Here is an 18,155-nt window from a genome sequence, read left to right as displayed (position 1 = left end):
GCCAGCCTCACGTCCGCCAGTGCCGCCCCGCCGTCTGGACGCCGAACAGCGACGGCGTCCTGGCATAGGCGGCGAGACCAAGCAGCGCCGCCAGCGGGTGGGTGATGACATAGACCGGCATTGCGCGCATCAGCGCGCTGTGCGGTGCCTTGTCCTCGAAAGCGGCGCGGAAATTGCCGGCTTTCAGCGCCGGCACGATTTTTTGCGCGATGCCGCCGGTGAGAAAAACGCCGCCGCGGCTCATGAACACCAGCGCCAGATCACCCGCGGTGCGGCCGAGACAGGTGACGAACAGCGACAGCGCCTCTTCCGCCACCGGATCGGATTTGGCGAGCGCTGCCGCGGTGACTTCCGCCGGCGTGGTGAAAGGCGCCGGCTTTGCGTCGGCCTTGGCCACCGCGCGATAGAGATTGACCAGCCCGCGACCGCACAGGATCTGCTCGCCGGAGATGCGGCCCTCGAGCTTTTCGATATGCGGGAACACCTCGAAGTCGCGCGGCGTGCGCGGGCCGATGTCCATATGCCCGCCCTCGCCCGGCACCGGTATCCAGTGGCGAAGCGCGTAGATCAGCCCGGCGACGCCGAGCCCGGTTCCGGGGCCGAGCACGACCCGGCCGGCACTGGGCTCGGGCGTGCCGCCGCCGATCTTCTCCATATGCTCTTCGCCGAGCGCCACCACGGCCAGCGCCTGTGCCTCGAAATCGTTGAGCACCAAGATCTCGCTCAAGCCCAGATTGGCAAACATCTGGTGCGGCTTGACCACCCAGGGACAGTTGGTGAGCCGGATCTCGTCGCCGTCGACCGGGCCGGCCACCGCCAGCACCGCCGAATTCGGCTGGATCGACGAGCGGTCTAGCACCGCCGCCTGGATCGCCTCGTCGATGGTCTTGAAATTGGCCGTCTGGACGATCTGCGGCTCGGTCGCTTCCGAATTGGCGTCCAGCACGATCGAGAAGCGCGCATTGGTGCCGCCGATGTCGCCGATCAGGACCGGAAACCGCAACGCTGTATCGTCTTCGCCAACCATGCTCTTTGTTCGCCCCGTTCCGGCCGTCTGTTGGGTTGAACTAGCGCATGGGCCGGCAAAGGGAAAGCCGGTTGGCGCCAGTTCCGGAGCAATCGTTTCAGGTTCGAATTCCGTACTCGTCCCATTTTTCCGGCGTTGGCACTGCCCCTCACCTGCCTGCCGGCATCCTCTCCCCGTATAGTGACGGGGAGAGGGGGCCCTGTCGCCACCGATTTCGCCAATCACCAACGTCGCAGGAAGAGCGCCGAGGTTGCGGCCAGCCCCTTCTCCCCGTCACTATACGGGGAGAAGTGCCCGGCAGGGCGATGAGGGGCAGCGCCTGGTTCGACAATTGGCCCGTCAGGGCGAAATGCCCCGGCGTCAGTTCCCCGGCCTTGGCCTTGGCAACGGAATGCCGATCTTCGGTGTCGGTGCGAAGGCGCTTGCCGCCGCAGGCATCGCGGAGTTGTCGCTGGAGATCGTCTCGGCTGGTACGGTCGGTTCCGGCTTGGCCGCCGCGACCGCTGCCGCGCCGCCGCCCTGATAGGTGACGGCCGCCAGCGACGGTGCATCCGGAGCGGCAAGCACCGCCTGGCACTCTTTCGGCAAATTGGCCATGGTCATCAGGTCGCGGGCCTTCGGCGCATCCGGGTTCTTGTTCGGGCGCCAGGGCTCCTCGGCGAACCACCAGGCCAGCGGCTTGCCGCAGCCGTCGTCGTCGGGCGTCGCCTCCTGCGCCTTGCAGCCGGGCGAGCCAGGCTGGCAGCCGATGCGCATGTGGAAATGATAGTCATGGCCCCAGAACGGGCGGATCTTGCGCAGCCACGAGCGGTCCCCGGTGACCGTATCGCAAAGTTTCTTCTTGATGCCCGGATTGACCAGGATGCGCTCGACTTCCGGGTAGCTCGCCGCGCGCTTGAGCAGCCGCGTATGCGCCGGCGTCCACAGCGCGTCCTTCACCAGATGCGTCTTCTCGTCGACCATCAGCGTGGCGCTCATATTCTCGCGCTCGGCAAACGTCAGCGGGCGCCTCGGCATCGGCGTCAGCCAGATGTCGGCGTCGAGGCCGATCTGGTGCGAGGCGTGGCCGGTCATCATCGGCCCGCCGCGCGGCTGAGAGACGTCGCCGATCAGAAGCCCCGGCCAGCCGTCCGTCTGGGCGTCGCGCGCGAGCTTCTCGATCAGCGCAATCATCGCCGGATGGCCCCAGCGACGATTGCGCGACGGGCGCATCACTTCCCAGCTCGGTCCGTCCATCGGCAGGGCGACGCCGCCGGTAAAGCAGCCTTTGGAGTAGAAGCCGAAGGATTGCGCGGGCGCTACCGCCGGCAGCTTCTTGGCGCCGAACAGGTCTTTTGCACGTGGTTCGGCCGAAATCGCGGCCGCCGCCAGCGCGGCCAAGGTCATCAGCGCAAGCGCGGCGGTCAGGAACGGCCTCCTGTCGGGCAGCGATCGCAACGTCATCAGGTCGGGTCCCCTCTCCAGTGGCGCGACGCAATCTCGGGCGCTTTGGGCGCGAAGCATATCATGCCATGCGCGGCGCTTCGATCACGAGCGGTTCATCGGGCTGCGCGGCTCTCCGTCCCGCCAGTTGCCGTCGGCCCACATCCGCTCCAGCGCCACCCGGTAGTTCGGGAAGCGGAAGCTGTAGCCGGCCGCCTTGATCGCCTTGTTGGCGACGCGCTTGTTCTCGCCATAAAAGGAACGCGCCATGGGCGAAAGTTGGGCGGTCTCGAAAGGAATTTCCGGCGGCGGCTCGATGCCCATCAGCCCGGCCGCGTAGGCGACGACGTCCTGCGGCGGCGCCGGCTCGTCGTCGGTGACGTTGAAGATGCCGCCAAGATTGCGTTGCGCCAGATGCCAGAGCGCGCCGGCGATGTCGTCGCAATGGATGCGGTTGAACACCTGGCCGGGCTTGACCAGCCGCCTTGCGGTGCCGTCCTCGAGATTGACCAGCGCGTTGCGGCCCGGACCGTAAATGCCGGACAGCCGCAGGGTCGCCACCGGTTTTTCGATCTCCCGACCGAGCGTCAGCCAGTCCTGTTCGGCCGCCACCCGCACCGTCGAGCGCTTCGACACCGGTTTGCAGTCGGCGCCCTCATCCACCCAGGCCCCGCCATGGTCGCCATAGACGCCGACGGTGGAAAGATAGCCGATCCATTCGAGCGCCGGCATTTTTGCGCGGATCGCCTCCCTGGCGGCGTTGAGCACAGCATCGCCCGCTTCGTCCGGGGCGACCGAGACGATGAGATGCGTCATTTGCCGAAGGGCATCGCCGATCTCGGGGGTCAGCGATCCGTCGAAATGAAGCGGCTCGATGCCTGCTTGCTTCAACGCCTCGAATTTTCCCGACGAACGGGTCGTGCCAAGGATGGGCGCACCCTGGCTGTTGGCCCGGGCGAAGGCCTTGCCGGAATAGCCGGCGCCGAAGATGAAGAACCGTTTTTCGCCCATCAGGAATCCTCTGCATGATCCGGCAGCGCCGAAAGCCATTCGTCGCGCACCACTTTGTCGTCTTCGGTCTCTAGGGCCGGCGCGGCGAGCTTCGCAAAATCGCGCCGCGGCGCCAGGCGCGATAGCGCCCAAACTGCCGCACCCCGCACCAGCGGCGAATCATCATCGAGCAGGCCAAGCACCGTGTCGATCAGCGATATATCAGCCGAATTCCCGGCTGCGATCAGCACGTTGCGGATGAAACGGTCGCGGCCGATGCGCTTGATCGGCGAGCCCGAGAACAAGGAGCGGAACGCCGCATCGTCGAGCGCGAGCAGTTCCGAAAGCTTCGGTTCGCGCAGGTCCTCGCGCGCGGCAAGCTTGGCCTCCGAGGCGACGCTGGCGAATTTGTTCCACGGACAGGCGGCCAGGCAATCGTCGCAGCCATAGATGCGGTTGCCGATCTTCTCGCGGAATTCGCGCGGGATCGGCCCCTTGTTCTCGATGGTGAGGTAGGAGATGCAGCGCCGTGCGTCGAGCCGGTAGGGCGCCGGGAAGGCATCGGTCGGGCAGACGTCGAGACAGGCGCGGCAGGAGCCGCAATGGTCGATTTCCGCCGTGTCCGGCTCGAGCTCGGCCGTCGTGAAGATGGTGCCGAGGAACAGCCACGAGCCATGCGCGCGGCTCACCAGATTGGTGTGCTTGCCCTGCCAGCCGAGGCCGGCGGCTTCCGCCAGCGGCTTTTCCATCACCGGGGCCGTATCGACGAAGACTTTGACATCGCCAGCCGCCCGCGCCACGATCTTGCCGGCGATCTCCTTCAGCCGGCCCTTCATCACGTCGTGATAGTCGCGGTTTTGCGCGTAGACCGAGATCGCGCCGCGATTGCGTTTTTGGAGAATATCGCGGGGGTCGCGGTCCGGACCGTAGTTCATCGCCAGAACGATGATCGAGCGCACCTCCGGCCACAGCGTCGAGGGCTCGGCCCGCCGCAGAACCGTTTCTGCGATCCAGTCCATCGAGCCGTGAAAACCGTCGGCGACGAATTCGGCCAGCCGCGCCGGCGCCAGCGGGATCGCGTCCGGTCTGGTCACCGCGATCGCCTCGAAGCCGGCGCGGCGCGCCTCCGCGTCGATCAGGGCGCGCAGCTTCTTCTTGTCAGAAGTCGAGGTCCGCATAATGCGATACCGGCGACAGGCCGCGCACCCGGTCGGTGAGCAGCGGCCGGAACGACGGCCGTGATTTCACGCGTGTATACCATTCGCGCGCCGCCGAGTGCTCGCGCCAGTCGATCTCGCCGAGATAGTCGAGCACCGAAAGCGTCGCCGCCGCGGCGAGGTCGGCATAGGTCACCTTGTTGCCGGCGAGCCAATGGCGCGTGCCGGCCAGCCAGTTGGTGTATTTCATATGCTGGCGGATGTTGGCGCGCGCGGCGCGGATCGCCGCCGAATCGGGCGAGCCGCCGCCCGCCGTTTCCGGCATCACCGGCTTCAGCACGCGCTCGCGCACCAGATGCCGGGTGACCTCGCCTTCGGCCTTGCTGAGATACCAGTCGGTCAGCCGGCGGATTTCGGCGCGCTGCATCGGGTCTTCGGCGAACAGCCGCTTGTCGCGCTTCAGCACCCCGCGCGTTTCGTCGAGATATTCGGCGATCACCATGGCGCCGACGATCGGCACGTCGCCTTCGGCAAGCAGGATCGGCAGCGTGCCGGCCGGGTTCAGCGCCAGAAACTCCTTGCGCCGCGTCCAGGGCTTCTCCTCGATCAGCGCCAGCTCCTCGCCATACTCGCCGAAAGCGAGGCGCACGAACCGGCAGGTGGCGAACATCGGATGGTGGAAAAGCGTCAGCATGGTTCCGCGATGATAGGGCGCACTGGCGAATCGCCCCCTGCGCCGGTAAGTCTTGGCGGCCCGTCATGCGGCCGTCACGGTGTTGCGACCTATAGGGGGACTTCCGCGCCGTGACAAGCAAGCCGTTGTCTTCAGCTATCCCCGAAATCCTGAGGTTGCCATGGAAAGCCAGACCATCGTCGAAGCGCTGCTGCTTGGGCTGCTGGAGGGCCTGACCGAGTTCATCCCGGTGTCCTCGACCGGCCACATCCTGCTCGCCGGCCATTTCCTCGGCTTCCATTCGACCGGCAAGGCCTTCGAGATCCTGATCCAGCTCGGCGCGATTCTGGCGATCCTCAGCGTCTACTTCCACCGCCTCTGGAAGATGCTGCTCGACCTGCCGCGTGACCGGCTGACCCGGCATTTCGTCATCGGCATCCTGATCGCCTTCCTGCCGGCCGCGGTCATCGGCGCGCTGGCGCACGACTTCATCAAGACCTTCCTGTTCGAATCGCCGCGGCTGATCTGCATCTTGCTGATCATCGGCGGCGTGGTGCTGCTTGCCGTCGACCGCATGAACCTGAAGCCTGTCCATCACGACGTCGAGCGTTTCCCGTTGAGCCTTTATCTCAAGATCGGCCTGTTCCAGTGCCTGTCGCTGATCCCCGGCACCTCGCGCTCCGGCTCGACGATCGTCGGCGCGCTGCTACTCGGCGTCGACAAGCGCGCGGCGGCGGAATTCTCCTTCTTCCTCGCCATGCCGACCATGGTCGGCGCCTTCGCCTTCGACCTGTTCAAGAACCGCAACGTGCTGACCTCGGCCGACCTGCCGATCATCGCCATCGGCTTCGTCGCCGCCTTCGTCAGCGCCCTGATCGTGGTCCGCTTCCTGCTCGATTACGTCTCGCGCAAAGGCTACGCGCTGTTCGGTTGGTGGCGCCTGGCGGTGGGCGGGCTCGGCCTGGTGGCGCTGATGATCTGGGGGTGAGCGGCAGCCTCCGCGCTTTCGTCATCCACGGGCGGAGCAAGGAGCGAAGCGACGCAGCGCAGACCCGAGGATCCATGCCGTGACGCTGATCGTAGAATGCAACGGTCGCGAATAACCCTCGCTAGGCGCAACGCTCTTGATGCAGATTCTGCACCGCAGAAGCGCGGAAAGGTCACGGCATGGATCCTTGGGTTTCCGCGACGTCGCTTCGCGACTGCTACACCCTAGGATGACGAAGGGAGGGGCTCAATTCCTCCCATAAAACGCATTCTCGACATGCACCGGCCAGCGCCAGGGCAGCACCGCCACCATGTCGAAGCGCACCGAAAGCCGGCCGTAGTCCGGCTGGCGCGACAGCCAGAGATCGGCGGCACCCTCGATGCGCCGCTCCGACGCATGGGCGATCGCATCCATCGCCTCCATCAGCGTCCGCCGCGCCTTGACCTCGACGAACAGCACCAGGTCGCCGCGCCTGGCGATCAGGTCGATCTCGCCGAGTTTGGTGCGGTGGCGGCGGGCGAGAATGCGGTAGCCTTTCAGCATCAGCGCCATCGCCGCCAGCCATTCGCCGCGATGCCCGCGCCGATAGGCCTTTCGCCGATGACCGACAGTGCGCTCAGCCATCTTTTTGCTTGACCATGATCTTATCCAAAAACCGGCTTCCACTTTTTGGGATCATGGTCTGTCCTTCAGCTCGAGCAGCCGCCGGTAAAGCGCCTGCTTCTGCCCGCCGGTCATCTTCGCCGCTTCCGCCGCCGCCTTGGAGGCCGGCATTTCGGCAACCAGCGACAACAGCAGCCGGTCGATATCGGCCGGCTGATCTTCCCCCGCCTCCGGCGGGCCGACGCAGATGACGATCTCGCCCTTCGGCGTGTCGGCCGCCGCATAGTGACCGGCAAGCTCGCCGAGCGTGCCCGTCCGCATTTCCTCGAACGCCTTGGTCAGCTCGCGGCCGATCGCGCCTCGCCGCGTGCCGCCGAGCGCCTCTACCATCGCGCCAAGCGTCTCCGCCAGCCGGCGGGGCGATTCGTAGAAGATCAACGTTGCCGGCACCTGCCTGAAGCTTTCGAGCTTGGTCAGCCGCTGGCCGGCCTTGGCAGGCAGGAAACCGGCGAACAGGAAAGCGTCGGACGGGAGGCCTGAAGCGGTCAGCGCGGCAAGCGCCGCGGACGGCCCGGGCACGGGCACGACGCGGATGTCCCGCTCCAGCGCCTCGCCGACCAGCCGGTAGCCGGGATCGGAGACCAAAGGTGTGCCGGCATCCGAGATCAGCGCCACGCTCTGCCCGGCGGCCAGCGCCTCGATCAGCTTCGGCCCGGCCTCGGCGGCATTGTGCTCGTGATAGGCGGTGGTGCGGCGGCGGATGCCGTAGCGCTCGAGCAGCACGCGCGAGACGCGCGTGTCCTCGCAGGCGACGATATCGGCGGCGGCCAGCGTCTCCAGGGCGCGCAGCGTGATGTCGGCCAAATTGCCGATCGGCGTCGCCACCAGATAGAGCGCCGGCGCCAGCGGCCGCGCCGGCATCTCGGTCTGCCCGATCAGGTAGCTGCGTTTGTCACCGGTCAAGGATCGCCCTCCATCCGAGCGTTTTCCGGAAAAGCTGGGTAGCGGTTTTCGCCCGGAATTGCGCAAGAACGAGTCTGTTTGGCACGGCTCACGCGCGGTTGCAAAACGTGAAGTCGAGGTAAGGAAATCGCCATGCCTTCGCCACAGTGAGGAACGAAACCGGCAGCGGTCGATTTAATCCCTGATTCCCGGGAGGAGGCAGGACCGGACGATGCCCAATCGCTTCGACATTTTCATCAGCCGACTTGAAAGCAAAACCGCCCGCGAGGGCATCCCCCCACATCCGATCGCCGCCCAGCCAGGCGGCCGCCGCGACAAGGCCGACCAGAAACAGGTCCGCAACGGCGAGGCGCATGGCGAAAAGCACCGCGGCAAGCACCGCCAGAAGCACGACGCTTGATCTTGTTGATCCCAGCGCCATTGGCGTCGGGCCACGGCTAGGTCGATCTCAAGCAGCGAGTGCTCGCGCCTTTTTTAAAGCTGCTACATCCGGCTTGGGAGCTTCCTTTGAAGCTTTCACTCCAGGGGCAATCTTGTAAACAACACCTTCGGCTACATCCACGCCATCAAATGCGCCGTTTCCGAATCGAAAAATATTGTTCTCAAGCGTCAAGGAATTTGATCTTCCCGCTTTCAGAATTGACAGCGGAGATATCTTATTCACAAAGTGATTTGTCGTATTGGCTGCGGTCACTTCGTCAAGGGAAACCGGCGATTTTATTGCCAGCAAAATACGATCGATAAACCGATTTACAGTTGTAGGTCCGTATGTCTCCACATCGGGAGACGTTATATAGAGCTGCCACTTTGATGAATCCTGAAGCCGCAGCCACATCGCAGCGGCGATAGGTAGCCCTGCAGCTTCCAGCGCTTTGACCGCCGTCAACCCGGCTCTGACATCGGATTCTACCAGTGTCGTCTTATCCATGCCAATACACCCGTTCCGCGATTAGTGACGGCCGTCACCATGCTCGCCGCTTCTGCCGGAGTCCAAGTCTTATACCGCGAATCAACATCCCAGGCCTTCACGGTATTCCAATAGGCCCTAAAAGCTGCGCTTGCCTGCTCCTCTGCCGTCAAGGCAGTTGCCAGTTGGCCCAATTTTACCAATTCGCTGAGCTTGTGACCGTTGCTATAAATCTGGTGCACAAAGTTCTTATCGGGAAGGTCATTAGCTCGGAATGCAGAAGCGATTTTTGCCTTCAGGGCGCATTCAACAGCCACGCCTGAAAGGTAGTAAGCTGTGTCATACTCAGCGCCATTCAAAAGCAGCCGCGCACTTTGCGCAAATGTCCTGGATTTTCGTCGCCACTCATCCCTTGTCATTCTTCACCCCCAACTGGGGATGATATCGGAGTTCGCTTCCGAAGAAAACTTGCAACACAGGCGTAATAAGCTACCGCGCCAAATCCGCCACCACCGCATCGAGCACGATCATGCCGGCGGTCGTGGCGCGGAGGCGCGCGTTGCCGACCGGCGCCACCAGCCCTTCTTCCTGCAGTACCGAAAGCCTTGCGCTCGACAGGCCGCGCCCCGAGAGCGTTTCGTAGCGCTGAAGATCGATGCCTTCGGCAAGCCGCAATCCCATCAGCAGGAATTCGTCGGCCTCTTCCGCGCGGGTGAGAACTTCACCATCGGTGACGCCGTGGCCCCTGGCCTCGACCAGGTTGAGCCAGGTCTCCGGCATTTTTTCCGCGACCGTCACGGTGCGGCGGCCGTTCTCGACGAAGCGGCCATGCGCGCCCGGCCCGACGCCGACATATTCGCCGTAGCGCCAGTAGGTCAGGTTGTGCCGGCTTTCAGCCCCCGATCGCGCGTGGTTCGAGATCTCATAGGCCGGCAGCCCACGCGCTGCGGTTACTTCCTGCGTCAGCGCATAAAGGTCGGCGGCATGGTCGTTGTCGGGCAGGACGAACTTGCGTGCCGCATGCAGCGCATGGAAGGGCGTTCCTTCCTCGATGGTGAGCTGGTAGAGCGAGAGGTGGTCGGCGGCGTGGCCGATCGCTTCCTCGAGCTCCGAAGCCCAAGCCTCCGGCGTCTGGCCCGGCCGTGCGTAGATCAAATCGAAGGAAAGCCGCGGAAAGATTTCCCGGGCGAGTCCGATCGCGTGCAGCGCCTCCTCGACATTGTGCAGTCGGCCGAGGAAGCGCAGGTCCTTGTCGTTCAGCGCCTGCACGCCGAGCGACACGCGGTTGACGCCGGCCGCGCGATAGCCGCGGAAACGCTCGGCCTCGACCGAGGAAGGGTTGGCCTCCAGCGTCACCTCGATGCCGGCGGGCACCGTCCAGTTCTTCGCCACCGCCTCCAGCACCGCCGCGACGGTTTCCGGCTGCATCAGCGATGGCGTGCCGCCGCCGAGAAAGATGCTGGTCACCTCGCGCGCGCCGGTGCGGTCGCGCATCGTCGCCAACTCCGTCTCGAAGGCGCGGGCAAACCGCTCCTGGTCGGCCGGCTGGTGGCGGACATGGCTGTTGAAATCGCAGTAAGGGCACTTGGCCGCGCAAAACGGCCAATGGATATAGACGCCGAAGCCGGGGCTGCGGTCGAGCGGCATGCTCTGGCCGGTCCCGATCATTCCGAACCTTGCCTTGCCAAATCCAAGCGCGCCAAATCCAAGCGAGCTTGCGCGAATTTCTGGAAGGCGCGGGCGCGATGCGACAGCGCCGTCGCCTGGCCCGGCTTCCAGCCATGCTTTTGCTCGGCGCTCATCTCGCCGAACGTCTTGTCGAAGCCGTTGGGCAGGAACACCGGATCATAGCCGAAGCCGAGCGTGCCGCGCGGCGGCCACACCAGCGTGCCTTCGGCCTCGCCGCGGTAATATTCGGCATCGCCGTCCGGGAAGGCGAGGCAGATGACGGCGACGAAGCGGCCGGTGCGCTGCGCCGGCTCGGTCGCGCCGGCTTCCTGCAAAGCCGTTTCGGTCTTGCGCATGGCCATGCCGAAATCCCTGCTGCCGTCGGCAGTCTCGGCCCAGTTGGCGGTGTAGACGCCGGGCGCGCCGTCGAGCGCGTCGACGCAGAGCCCTGAATCGTCCGACAGCGCCGGCAGGCCGGTCGCCTTGGCCGCGGCGTATGCCTTGATATAGGCGTTCTCCTCGAAGGTCGTCCCGGTCTCGTCCGGTTCCGGCAGGCCGTATTCCTTGGCCGATTTCGCCTCGAAGCCGAACGGCGCCATCAGGTCGGCGAATTCGCGCAGCTTGCCTTCGTTGTGGCTGGCGACGACGATCTTTTGTCCGTTTAATGAATGCATCACAGGCCCCAGATCCTTGGCTCGGCAAACTCGATCGAATTGCCCGAAGGGTCGCGGATATAGATCGAGTGTCCGCCCTGCGGCCATTCGAAATCGCTTTCGATGGCGATGTTCTTCGCCGCCAGATGCTTGCGCCATTCAGTGATCTCGGCGGCGCTCGCGGTGAAGCAGAGATGGCCTTCGCCGACCGTGCCGTGCGGCGGCACCTTCAGCCTGGCATCGGGCGCCGGCGGAACTTTCGTCGCCGCGGCGTTGAAGAGGAGCAGCACACCGTTGCCGCAACGGAAGAAGGCATGGCGGCCTTCGACCTTGCCCACTGGCTCGAGGCCGAGGATGTCGCGGTAGAAGGCCTCGGCGGCATTGAGATCAGTAACGTAGAGCGCGGATTCCAAAATCGCGGAGGGAGTCACGAGGCCCCCCTCTCTGCCCTGCCGGGCATCTCCCCCTCAAGGGGGGAGATTAGCTGCGGCTGCGCCGGCACCTCTCCTGCAACATTGGCGATTGGCGAAAGTCGTCGCGACAGCCAATCTCCCCCCTTGAGGGGGAGATGGCCGGCAGGCCAGAGGGGGGTGTGACGGATCGCCAACCTCATTCGTTCTTCTCTGCGGCGCCCTACACCACCGCCATCTGCTGCAAACTCACCAGCCGCGAAATACCCTTCTTCGCCAGCGCCATCAGCGCGGCAAACTGCTCCTCGGAGAAGGGCTCGCCTTCGGCGGTGCCCTGGATCTCGACGATGCCGCCCTTGCCGGTCATGACGAAATTGGCGTCGGTGCCGGCCGAGGAATCCTCGAGATAGTCGAGATCGATGACCGGCTGGCCATCATGGATGCCGCAGGAGATCGCGGCGACATGGTCCTTCAAAACCTTGGAGACGCTCACCATCTGGCGCGCCTCCATCCAGCGCAGGCAATCGTAGAGCGCTACCCAGCCGCCGGTGATCGAGGCCGTGCGGGTGCCGCCGTCGGCCTGGATGACGTCGCAGTCGACGGTGATCTGCTGTTCGCCCAGCGCCTGCAGGTCTACCACCGCCCGCAGGCTCCGGCCGATCAGTCGCTGGATCTCCAGCGTGCGGCCGCCCTGCTTGCCGGCGGAGGCCTCGCGCCGCATGCGCTCGCCGGTCGAACGCGGCAGCATGCCGTATTCGGCCGTCACCCAGCCCTTGCCGGAATTGCGCATCCAGGCCGGCACTTTTTCCTCAAGGCTCGCCGTGCACAGCACATGCGTGTCGCCGAACTTCACCAGGCACGAGCCTTCGGCATGCTTGGAGACGCCGCGCTCGAAGGATATGGCGCGCATTTCATCGGCTTGGCGTTTGGAGGGGCGCATAGAGGCTCTTTCTGCTCTTCTCTTGGATTCGTCGGCGGCTTGTAGACGCATGCGGCCTTACGCGCAAAGGAAAACGGGGCGCAAAGGAAAACGGGGGCCGGGTTGCCATTGGGGCGGGAGTCTATATCTTCTAACAGGAGGTTTTGACTGGAATGAACAAGGCAGTCGATCCCGCGTCGCAGTCGCCGGTGCTTCAATCGCCCGTACTTCAATCGCTCGACATGCGTTCGCGCGACATCTTCAGGCGGATTGTCGATTCCTATCTGCGCGACGGTGAGCCCGTCGGCTCGCGCAGCCTGTCGCGCATCCTGCCCTCGTCGCTGTCGCCGGCCACCATCCGCAACGTGATGAGCGACCTCGAGCATCTCGGTCTTATCTACGCTCCGCACGTCTCGGCCGGCCGGCTGCCGACCCAGACCGGCCTGCGTTTCTTCGTCGACGCCTTCATGGAGCTCGGCGATCTGTCCGACGATGAGCGCCGCGTCATCGAGGCGCAGGTGCGTGCCTCGGGCTCGGGCGCGACGCTGGAGCATATGCTGACCGAGGCCAGCCAGATGCTGTCGGGCATGTCGCGCGGCGCCGGCCTGGTGCTCGCCGCCAAGAACGAGGTGGCGCTCAAGCACATCGAGTTCATCCAGCTCGAACCCACCAAGGCGCTTGCCGTCATGGTGTCGCAGAGCGGCGACGTCGAGAACCGCGTCGTCGACCTGCCCGCCGGCATCACCGTCTCGCAGCTGCACGAGGCCTCGAACTTCCTCAACGCCCATATTCGCGGCCGCACGCTGGCCGAGGCGCGCGTCGAGATCGCCCGCATCAAGGACGAGACGAGGGCGGCCCTCGACACGCTGTCGCAGGACCTGGTCGAGAAGGGCCTCGCGGTCTGGGCCGGCGCCGAAAGCGGCCTGCCGGCGCGCCTCATCGTGCGCGGCCGCGCCAATCTTCTGGAGAACGTCACCGCCCAGGCCGACCTCGAATTGCTGCGCCATCTGTTCGAGGATTTGGAAACGCAGGACGGCCTGCTGCAGCTCCTCGACCTTGCCGAGGAAGGTCCGGGCGTGCGCATCTTCATCGGCTCGGAGAACAAGCTCTTTTCGCTGTCCGGCTCGTCGCTCGTGGTCGCGCCCTATCGCGACAAGGACGCACGCGTCGTCGGCGCGCTCGGCGTCATCGGCCCGACCCGGCTCAACTACGCCCGCATCGTGCCTATGGTCGACTACACTGCCCAATTGATTTCGCGCATGCTGAGGTAGGCGAGCGGGATCGCCGCAAGGAGGGTGGAAATGGCGCTGGAATCGTTCAAGGCCCAGATCAGCCTGTTGCTCGAGCAAATGGTGAACCAGCCGCAGGACGAGCACGAGGTGCAGGAACAGCTGCGCGAGAAGCTCAGGGAAATGCGCGCCATGGGCCTGCCGCTGCCGGCCGATCTGGTCGCGCTGGAAAAGCGGCTCGACGAGGATCTGGATGTCGAAGAGAGCTGACCTGCCCGGAACCGCCAAGAAATCGGGCCATCCCTCTTTTCGGAACGCCTGTCGATCCTAGTTTCCTGGCACGGAAATTTGATCGGTCGGCTGGTGCTTGCGTTGTCAGGTTGCCTTGGAGATTGGCTGAGGCGCCTTTAGCTTCGTCATCCTGGGGCGGAGCAAGGAGCGAAGCGACGCAGCGCAGACCCCAGGATCCATGCCGTGACTTGGAGGTGTTGCGACGGTGCAGAATTCTGCTCCGCAGCGCTCTACGGTTAAGGTCACGGAATGGATTCCAGGGTCTCCGCGACGGAGCTTCGCTCCTGCTTCGCCCTGGAATGACGACGTCGAGGCGGCCTCAGCCGATTGCGACACGGCGGCGCAAACCATGGAGAGCAGCATGATACGGATCGCCGGCCTTGCAGGCATTGTCTGGCTCCTGGCTTCCGGAGCCTTCGCGCAGCAGGCCGACCGACCGTTGCTCACAGGCGAAAAGGCTTTCGGCGACTGGAAAGCCGACCGGCCCGGCGTGCGCCGCCTGATCAGGCCGCGCGACCTGCCGTCTCCCCGCACCGGCAGGCTGGCATCGAATGCCCCCGGCCTGGCCGACCGCCCCGAAGGCGCGAAGCCGATAGTGCCGCCCGGTTTTTCCGCGGAACTGGTTGCCTCCGGCATAGACAATCCGCGTGTCGTGCGCGTCGCGCCGAACGGCGACCTCTTCGTCGCCGACAGCGAAGCCAACCAGATCCGCGTCTACCGCCTGGCTGCGGGCAGCGCGAAACCGGCGGAAAAATCCATCTTCGCCGAAGGCCTCAGCCAGCCCTACGGCATCGCCTTCTACCCGCCGGGCGACAAGCCGCAATGGGTCTATGTCGCCAACAGCGACAGCGTGGTTCGCTTTGCCTATCGCGACGGCGACCTCGAGGCTTCCGGCGAGCCGGAAACCATCGTCGAGAAGATTCCGGCCAGTCATCACTGGACCCGCGACATCGCCTTCTCGCCCGACGGCAAGACGCTCTATCTCTCGGTCGGCTCGGGCTCGAACGTCGGCGAGGATATGGGCGCCCGGCCGAAAGGCGGTCTCGAGGAATGGGCGAGATCGCAACCGCTCGGTGCCGCCTGGGGCTCGGAGGCGGGTCGCGCCGACGTGCTCGCCTTCGACCCCGACGGCAAGAACCGCAGGATGGTCGCCACCGGCCTGCGCAACTGCTCGGGCATGACCATACAGCCGGCGACGGGGGCGCCCTGGTGCGTCGTCAACGAGCGCGACGAGCTCGGCGACAACGTGCCGTTCGAATACGCAACGGCCGTCAAGGACGGCGCCTTCTACGGCTGGCCCTGGTACTATATCGGCGCCAACGAGGATCCGCGCCACAAGGGCGCGCGCCCCGACCTCGCCGGCAAGGTCACGGTGCCCGATGTGCTGATGCAGGCGCATTCTGCACCCCTCAACATCGCCTTCTACGAAGGCGGCAATTTCCCGGCCGACTACAAGGGCGACGCCTTCGTCGCCCTGCACGGCTCGTGGAACCGCAACGTCCGCAGCGGCTACAAGGTGGTGCGGCTGAAATTCAAGGACGGCAAGCCGACCGGCGAGTATGAGGACTTCGCCACCGGCTTCGTCATTTCGGATGACGAGGTCTGGGGTCGGCCGGTGGGCGTGGCGGTGGCGAAGGACGGCGCGCTGATTCTCACCGAAGACGGCAACGGCACCATCTGGCGTATTACGTATGGTGGCTAGCTGTTCGACAGAGGGGGGTTGAAGTTGCCGTTGCCGAAGACGAGACAGGCCGCCCATTCCCACGAAATCAGTGCAAACGCTGGCGATTGGGGGAAGCCCCTCCAACCTCGTCATTCCAGGGCGTAGCAGCCGCGCAGCGGCGTCGCGGAGACCCTGGAATCCATTCCGTGACCCTAATCGTAGAACGCAGCAGAGCAGAATTCTGCACCGTTGCTACGCTTCGAGGTCACGGAATGGATCCTCGGGTCTACGCGCGTCGCTTCGCTCCTTGCTCCGCCCGTGGATGACGAGGCCGGGCCGTTTCGGCCAATCTCCAACGTGTACGGACTGCCAACAAGGGGATGAGCACTCCGTCGAACTGGCGCAACGAATCCCGCCGTGAGGGAATTACCACCGACCCGTTATAATGATAGAAGCCCGGTTCTGCATCGGTCCCTACGGCCAGGTTCCAACCATGACACTCACCGGATTCCTCGCTTACAGCGCCGCCCTCGGCGTCGCCGCCGCCATTCCGGGCCCCGGCGTCACGGCGCTTGTCGCCCGCGCGCTCGGCTCCGGCTTCCGCTCCTCGCTGGCGATGTCGTTCGGCCTGATGCTCGGCGACATCACCTATCTCACCGCCGTCGTGCTCGGCCTCGCCTTCGTCGCGCAGACCTTCGGTATGGTCTTCCTCGCCATCAAATGGACGGGTGTCGCCTATCTCGCTTTCCTCGCCTGGCGCTTCTGGACCAGCGGCATCTCGCCCGAGACCGTCGAGGCGCGCAAGGGCAAGGGCGGCTTCGTGGCAAGCTTCCTTGCCGGGCTGACGGTGACGCTCGGCAATCCGAAGACGATGATCTTCTATCTCGCCATCACGCCGACCATCGTCGACCTGAAGACCATCACGCTGGCCGACTACGGCATCCTGGTGGCGCTCACCGTAGTCGTGCTCTTCGTCGTGCTGGTACCCTATTTGGCGTTGGCCGCGAAGGCGCGCTGGTTCCTGAAGTCGCCGCGCGCCCTCAAGGCGCTGAACCGCACTGCCGCCGGCTTCATGATGGGTGCGGCGGCGGCCATCGCCGCTCGTCAATAGCTCTTTCGTCATCCCAGGGCGAAGCGAAGCGTAGACCCTGGGATCCATGCCGTAGCGCCACACGAAAAGTGCAGCGGTTCAGAACCAGGCTCCCGGATCACCGACATCGGATGTCCGGACCAAAGCCTGCACCGCTGCGGCTCTCTGATGTCACGGCATGGATCCTGGGGTCTGCGCCGCGTCGCTTCGCTCCTTGCTTCGCCCCAGGATGACGAAGCTGGGGAGCTTCGGCTATATCGAACCTCCGATAAGTGGCGTGAAAGGAATCCTATTTTCCGGCGCGGGGTGGTTTTCAGCAACCGCCCCACTCGGATATTTTCGGCGGCCGGCCTATCTTGCGCGGCTGAAAGCCTTATTCTGTTTGCCTATGCCTTTGCCTTGGGAGCGAAACCAATGAACAAGCCCGTCACCTCCGCGCGTGTCCCCGGCCGCGGCCGCATCTTCAACTCGATCACCGAGACGATTGGAGACACGCCGCTGGTTCGGCTGGATAAATTCGCCAAGGAGAAGGGCATCGTCGCCAATGTCCTCGCCAAGCTCGAATTCTTCAACCCGATCGCTTCGGTCAAGGACCGTATCGGCGTCGCCATGATCGAGGCGCTGGAGGAGGCCGGCAAGATCGCGCCCGGCAAGACCACGCTGATCGAGCCGACCTCCGGCAACACCGGCATCGCGCTGGCCTTCGCAGCGGCAGCCAAGGGCTACAAGCTGATCCTCACCATGCCGGAGACGATGTCGGTCGAGCGCCGCAAGATGCTGGCGCTGCTTGGCGCCGAGCTGGTGCTCACCGAAGGGCCGAAAGGCATGAAGGGCGCCATCGCCAAGGCCGACGAGCTTGCCGCGACGCTGCCCAACGCCATCATCCCGCAGCAGTTCGAGAACCCGGCCAACCCGGAGATCCACCGCCGCACCACGGCGGAGGAGATCTGGAACGACACCAATGGCGAGGTCGACATCTTCGTCGCCGGCATCGGCACGGGGGGCACCATCACCGGCGTCGGCCAGGTGCTGAAGAAGCGCAAGCCCTCGCTGCATGTCGTGGCGGTCGAGCCGGAGGCCTCGCCGGTGCTCTCCGGCGGCCAGCCCGGCCCGCACAAGATTCAAGGCATCGGCGCCGGCTTCGCGCCCAAGATTCTCGACACCTCGATCTATGACGAGATCGTCAGGGTCTCGAACGAGGATTCGGTCGCCAATGCGCGCCTCGTCGCCCGCCTCGAAGGCGTCCCGGTCGGCATCTCGTCGGGCGCCGCGCTCCAGGCGGCGATCGTCGTCGGCTCGCGGCCGGAGAACAAGGGCAAGAACCTCGTCGTCGTCATCCCCTCCTTCGCCGAGCGCTACCTCTCGACGATCCTGTTCGACGGGCTGGGGGCTTAGGCCGAAGCCTCCGAACCTCGTCATCCACGGGCGGAGCGAGGAGCGAAGCGACGCGCGCAGACCCGAGGATCCATTCCGTGACCTCAAGGCGTAGCAACGGTGCAGAA

Annotated in this window: 20 protein-coding genes; 6 read left to right on the top strand and 14 right to left on the bottom strand. The window is 65.0% G+C overall.

The genetic code is table 11. The features are described from left to right. Positions 1-7: 7 nt before the first annotated feature. From QAZ22_RS03915 to QAZ22_RS03895, 5 genes are all read right to left on the bottom strand, one after another. On the bottom strand, positions 8-1,027 hold the full coding sequence (locus QAZ22_RS03915; RefSeq protein WP_278205660.1) for a glucokinase: 1,020 nt from the start codon (positions 1,025-1,027) through the stop codon (positions 8-10). 360 nt (positions 1,028-1,387) lie between these two features. Next, positions 1,388-2,470: a penicillin-insensitive murein endopeptidase gene (mepA, locus tag QAZ22_RS03910; RefSeq protein WP_278205659.1), complete on the bottom strand. Its 1,083-nt coding sequence runs from the start codon at positions 2,468-2,470 to the stop codon at positions 1,388-1,390. A gap of 84 nt (positions 2,471-2,554) precedes the next feature. After that, positions 2,555-3,460, bottom strand: a complete 906-nt coding sequence (locus QAZ22_RS03905; protein ID WP_278205658.1) for an SDR family oxidoreductase — start codon at positions 3,458-3,460, stop codon at positions 2,555-2,557. Continuing rightward, positions 3,460-4,617, bottom strand: coding sequence for a tRNA epoxyqueuosine(34) reductase QueG (gene queG, locus QAZ22_RS03900; RefSeq protein WP_278205657.1), 1,158 nt, complete (start codon positions 4,615-4,617; stop codon positions 3,460-3,462). The genes QAZ22_RS03905 and queG overlap by 1 nt, the downstream gene beginning before the upstream one ends. Next, positions 4,598-5,290, bottom strand: a complete 693-nt coding sequence (locus QAZ22_RS03895) for a glutathione S-transferase family protein (protein WP_278205656.1) — start codon at positions 5,288-5,290, stop codon at positions 4,598-4,600. Before QAZ22_RS03895 ends, queG begins: the two co-directional genes overlap by 20 nt. Before the next feature lie 160 nt (positions 5,291-5,450). Here QAZ22_RS03895 and QAZ22_RS03890 point away from each other — a divergent pair, with 160 nt between their 5' ends. Beyond that, on the top strand, positions 5,451-6,257 hold the full coding sequence (locus QAZ22_RS03890) for an undecaprenyl-diphosphate phosphatase (RefSeq protein ID WP_278205655.1): 807 nt from the start codon (positions 5,451-5,453) through the stop codon (positions 6,255-6,257). A 246-nt stretch (positions 6,258-6,503) separates the two neighbouring features. On the opposite strand, the gene QAZ22_RS03885 is transcribed toward QAZ22_RS03890, so the two are convergent. The 9 genes from QAZ22_RS03885 to rph all read right to left on the bottom strand — a co-directional run bounded on the left by QAZ22_RS03885 (position 6,504) and on the right by rph (position 12,401). Then, positions 6,504-6,881, bottom strand: a complete 378-nt coding sequence (locus tag QAZ22_RS03885) for a YraN family protein (RefSeq protein WP_278205654.1) — start codon at positions 6,879-6,881, stop codon at positions 6,504-6,506. Positions 6,882-6,932: 51 nt separating this feature from the next. Continuing rightward, a complete protein-coding gene (gene rsmI / locus QAZ22_RS03880) occupies positions 6,933-7,823 on the bottom strand; it encodes a 16S rRNA (cytidine(1402)-2'-O)-methyltransferase (RefSeq protein WP_278205653.1) in 891 nt (296 codons plus the stop codon). An 88-nt stretch (positions 7,824-7,911) separates the two neighbouring features. Next, the gene (locus QAZ22_RS03875) at positions 7,912-8,214 is read right to left on the bottom strand and encodes a hypothetical protein (protein WP_278205652.1); all 303 of its coding nucleotides are present in this window, start codon (positions 8,212-8,214) and stop codon (positions 7,912-7,914) included. A gap of 57 nt (positions 8,215-8,271) precedes the next feature. Next, positions 8,272-8,751 (bottom strand): hypothetical protein, encoded by a 480-nt coding sequence (locus tag QAZ22_RS03870; protein WP_278205651.1) that lies wholly within the window; start codon positions 8,749-8,751, stop codon positions 8,272-8,274. Beyond that, a complete protein-coding gene (locus QAZ22_RS03865) occupies positions 8,730-9,149 on the bottom strand; it encodes a HEPN domain-containing protein (RefSeq protein ID WP_278205650.1) in 420 nt (139 codons plus the stop codon). Before QAZ22_RS03865 ends, QAZ22_RS03870 begins: the two co-directional genes overlap by 22 nt. Before the next feature lie 70 nt (positions 9,150-9,219). Next, entirely contained in the window at positions 9,220-10,398 is a 1,179-nt protein-coding gene (hemW, locus tag QAZ22_RS03860; protein ID WP_278205649.1) for a radical SAM family heme chaperone HemW, read from the bottom strand. Next, positions 10,395-11,072: an RdgB/HAM1 family non-canonical purine NTP pyrophosphatase gene (rdgB, locus tag QAZ22_RS03855; protein WP_278205648.1), complete on the bottom strand. Its 678-nt coding sequence runs from the start codon at positions 11,070-11,072 to the stop codon at positions 10,395-10,397. The genes hemW and rdgB overlap by 4 nt, the downstream gene beginning before the upstream one ends. Then, on the bottom strand, positions 11,072-11,482 hold the full coding sequence (locus tag QAZ22_RS03850; RefSeq protein WP_278205647.1) for a VOC family protein: 411 nt from the start codon (positions 11,480-11,482) through the stop codon (positions 11,072-11,074). The genes rdgB and QAZ22_RS03850 overlap by 1 nt, the downstream gene beginning before the upstream one ends. Before the next feature lie 202 nt (positions 11,483-11,684). After that, on the bottom strand, positions 11,685-12,401 hold the full coding sequence (rph, locus tag QAZ22_RS03845; protein WP_278205646.1) for a ribonuclease PH: 717 nt from the start codon (positions 12,399-12,401) through the stop codon (positions 11,685-11,687). A 152-nt stretch (positions 12,402-12,553) separates the two neighbouring features. Between rph and hrcA the strand changes: the two genes are divergently transcribed. From hrcA to cysK, 5 genes are all read left to right on the top strand, one after another. Then, positions 12,554-13,651, top strand: a complete 1,098-nt coding sequence (hrcA, locus tag QAZ22_RS03840; protein ID WP_278205645.1) for a heat-inducible transcriptional repressor HrcA — start codon at positions 12,554-12,556, stop codon at positions 13,649-13,651. 30 nt (positions 13,652-13,681) lie between these two features. Beyond that, on the top strand, positions 13,682-13,879 hold the full coding sequence (locus tag QAZ22_RS03835; protein ID WP_278205644.1) for a hypothetical protein: 198 nt from the start codon (positions 13,682-13,684) through the stop codon (positions 13,877-13,879). Positions 13,880-14,261: 382 nt separating this feature from the next. Beyond that, positions 14,262-15,602, top strand: a complete 1,341-nt coding sequence (locus QAZ22_RS03830; RefSeq protein ID WP_278205643.1) for a sorbosone dehydrogenase family protein — start codon at positions 14,262-14,264, stop codon at positions 15,600-15,602. A 454-nt stretch (positions 15,603-16,056) separates the two neighbouring features. Further along, entirely contained in the window at positions 16,057-16,674 is a 618-nt protein-coding gene (locus QAZ22_RS03825) for a LysE family translocator (protein WP_278205642.1), read from the top strand. A gap of 393 nt (positions 16,675-17,067) precedes the next feature. Beyond that, complete coding sequence (cysK, locus tag QAZ22_RS03820) at positions 17,068-18,048, top strand: cysteine synthase A (RefSeq protein ID WP_278077053.1); 981 nt, start codon at positions 17,068-17,070, stop codon at positions 18,046-18,048. Positions 18,049-18,155 lie beyond the last annotated feature (107 nt).

It is taken from the genome of Mesorhizobium sp. WSM4906, assembly GCF_029674625.1.
In the GTDB taxonomy this organism is placed as follows: domain Bacteria; phylum Pseudomonadota; class Alphaproteobacteria; order Rhizobiales; family Rhizobiaceae; genus Mesorhizobium.
Note: the sequence above shows the minus strand (reverse complement) of the source record. Positions and strands in the feature narration are given on the sequence as shown.

Bases quoted from the DNA above. Each gene is read 5' to 3' on its own strand.
- QAZ22_RS03915 (WP_278205660.1), bottom strand. From the start codon at position 1,027: ATGGTTGGCGAAGACGATACAGCGTTGCGGTTTCCGGTCCTGATCGGC.
- mepA (WP_278205659.1), bottom strand. From the start codon at position 2,470: ATGACGTTGCGATCGCTGCCCGACAGGAGGCCGTTCCTGACCGCCGCG.
- QAZ22_RS03905 (WP_278205658.1), bottom strand. From the start codon at position 3,460: ATGGGCGAAAAACGGTTCTTCATCTTCGGCGCCGGCTATTCCGGCAAG.
- queG (WP_278205657.1), bottom strand. From the start codon at position 4,617: ATGCGGACCTCGACTTCTGACAAGAAGAAGCTGCGCGCCCTGATCGAC.
- QAZ22_RS03895 (WP_278205656.1), bottom strand. From the start codon at position 5,290: ATGCTGACGCTTTTCCACCATCCGATGTTCGCCACCTGCCGGTTCGTG.
- QAZ22_RS03890 (WP_278205655.1), top strand. From the start codon at position 5,451: ATGGAAAGCCAGACCATCGTCGAAGCGCTGCTGCTTGGGCTGCTGGAG.
- QAZ22_RS03885 (WP_278205654.1), bottom strand. From the start codon at position 6,881: ATGGCTGAGCGCACTGTCGGTCATCGGCGAAAGGCCTATCGGCGCGGG.
- QAZ22_RS03870 (WP_278205651.1), bottom strand. From the start codon at position 8,751: ATGGATAAGACGACACTGGTAGAATCCGATGTCAGAGCCGGGTTGACG.
- QAZ22_RS03865 (WP_278205650.1), bottom strand. From the start codon at position 9,149: ATGACAAGGGATGAGTGGCGACGAAAATCCAGGACATTTGCGCAAAGT.
- hemW (WP_278205649.1), bottom strand. From the start codon at position 10,398: ATGATCGGGACCGGCCAGAGCATGCCGCTCGACCGCAGCCCCGGCTTC.
- rdgB (WP_278205648.1), bottom strand. From the start codon at position 11,072: ATGCATTCATTAAACGGACAAAAGATCGTCGTCGCCAGCCACAACGAA.
- rph (WP_278205646.1), bottom strand. From the start codon at position 12,401: ATGCGCCCCTCCAAACGCCAAGCCGATGAAATGCGCGCCATATCCTTC.
- hrcA (WP_278205645.1), top strand. From the start codon at position 12,554: ATGAACAAGGCAGTCGATCCCGCGTCGCAGTCGCCGGTGCTTCAATCG.
- QAZ22_RS03835 (WP_278205644.1), top strand. From the start codon at position 13,682: ATGGCGCTGGAATCGTTCAAGGCCCAGATCAGCCTGTTGCTCGAGCAA.
- QAZ22_RS03830 (WP_278205643.1), top strand. From the start codon at position 14,262: ATGATACGGATCGCCGGCCTTGCAGGCATTGTCTGGCTCCTGGCTTCC.
- QAZ22_RS03825 (WP_278205642.1), top strand. From the start codon at position 16,057: ATGACACTCACCGGATTCCTCGCTTACAGCGCCGCCCTCGGCGTCGCC.
- cysK (WP_278077053.1), top strand. From the start codon at position 17,068: ATGAACAAGCCCGTCACCTCCGCGCGTGTCCCCGGCCGCGGCCGCATC.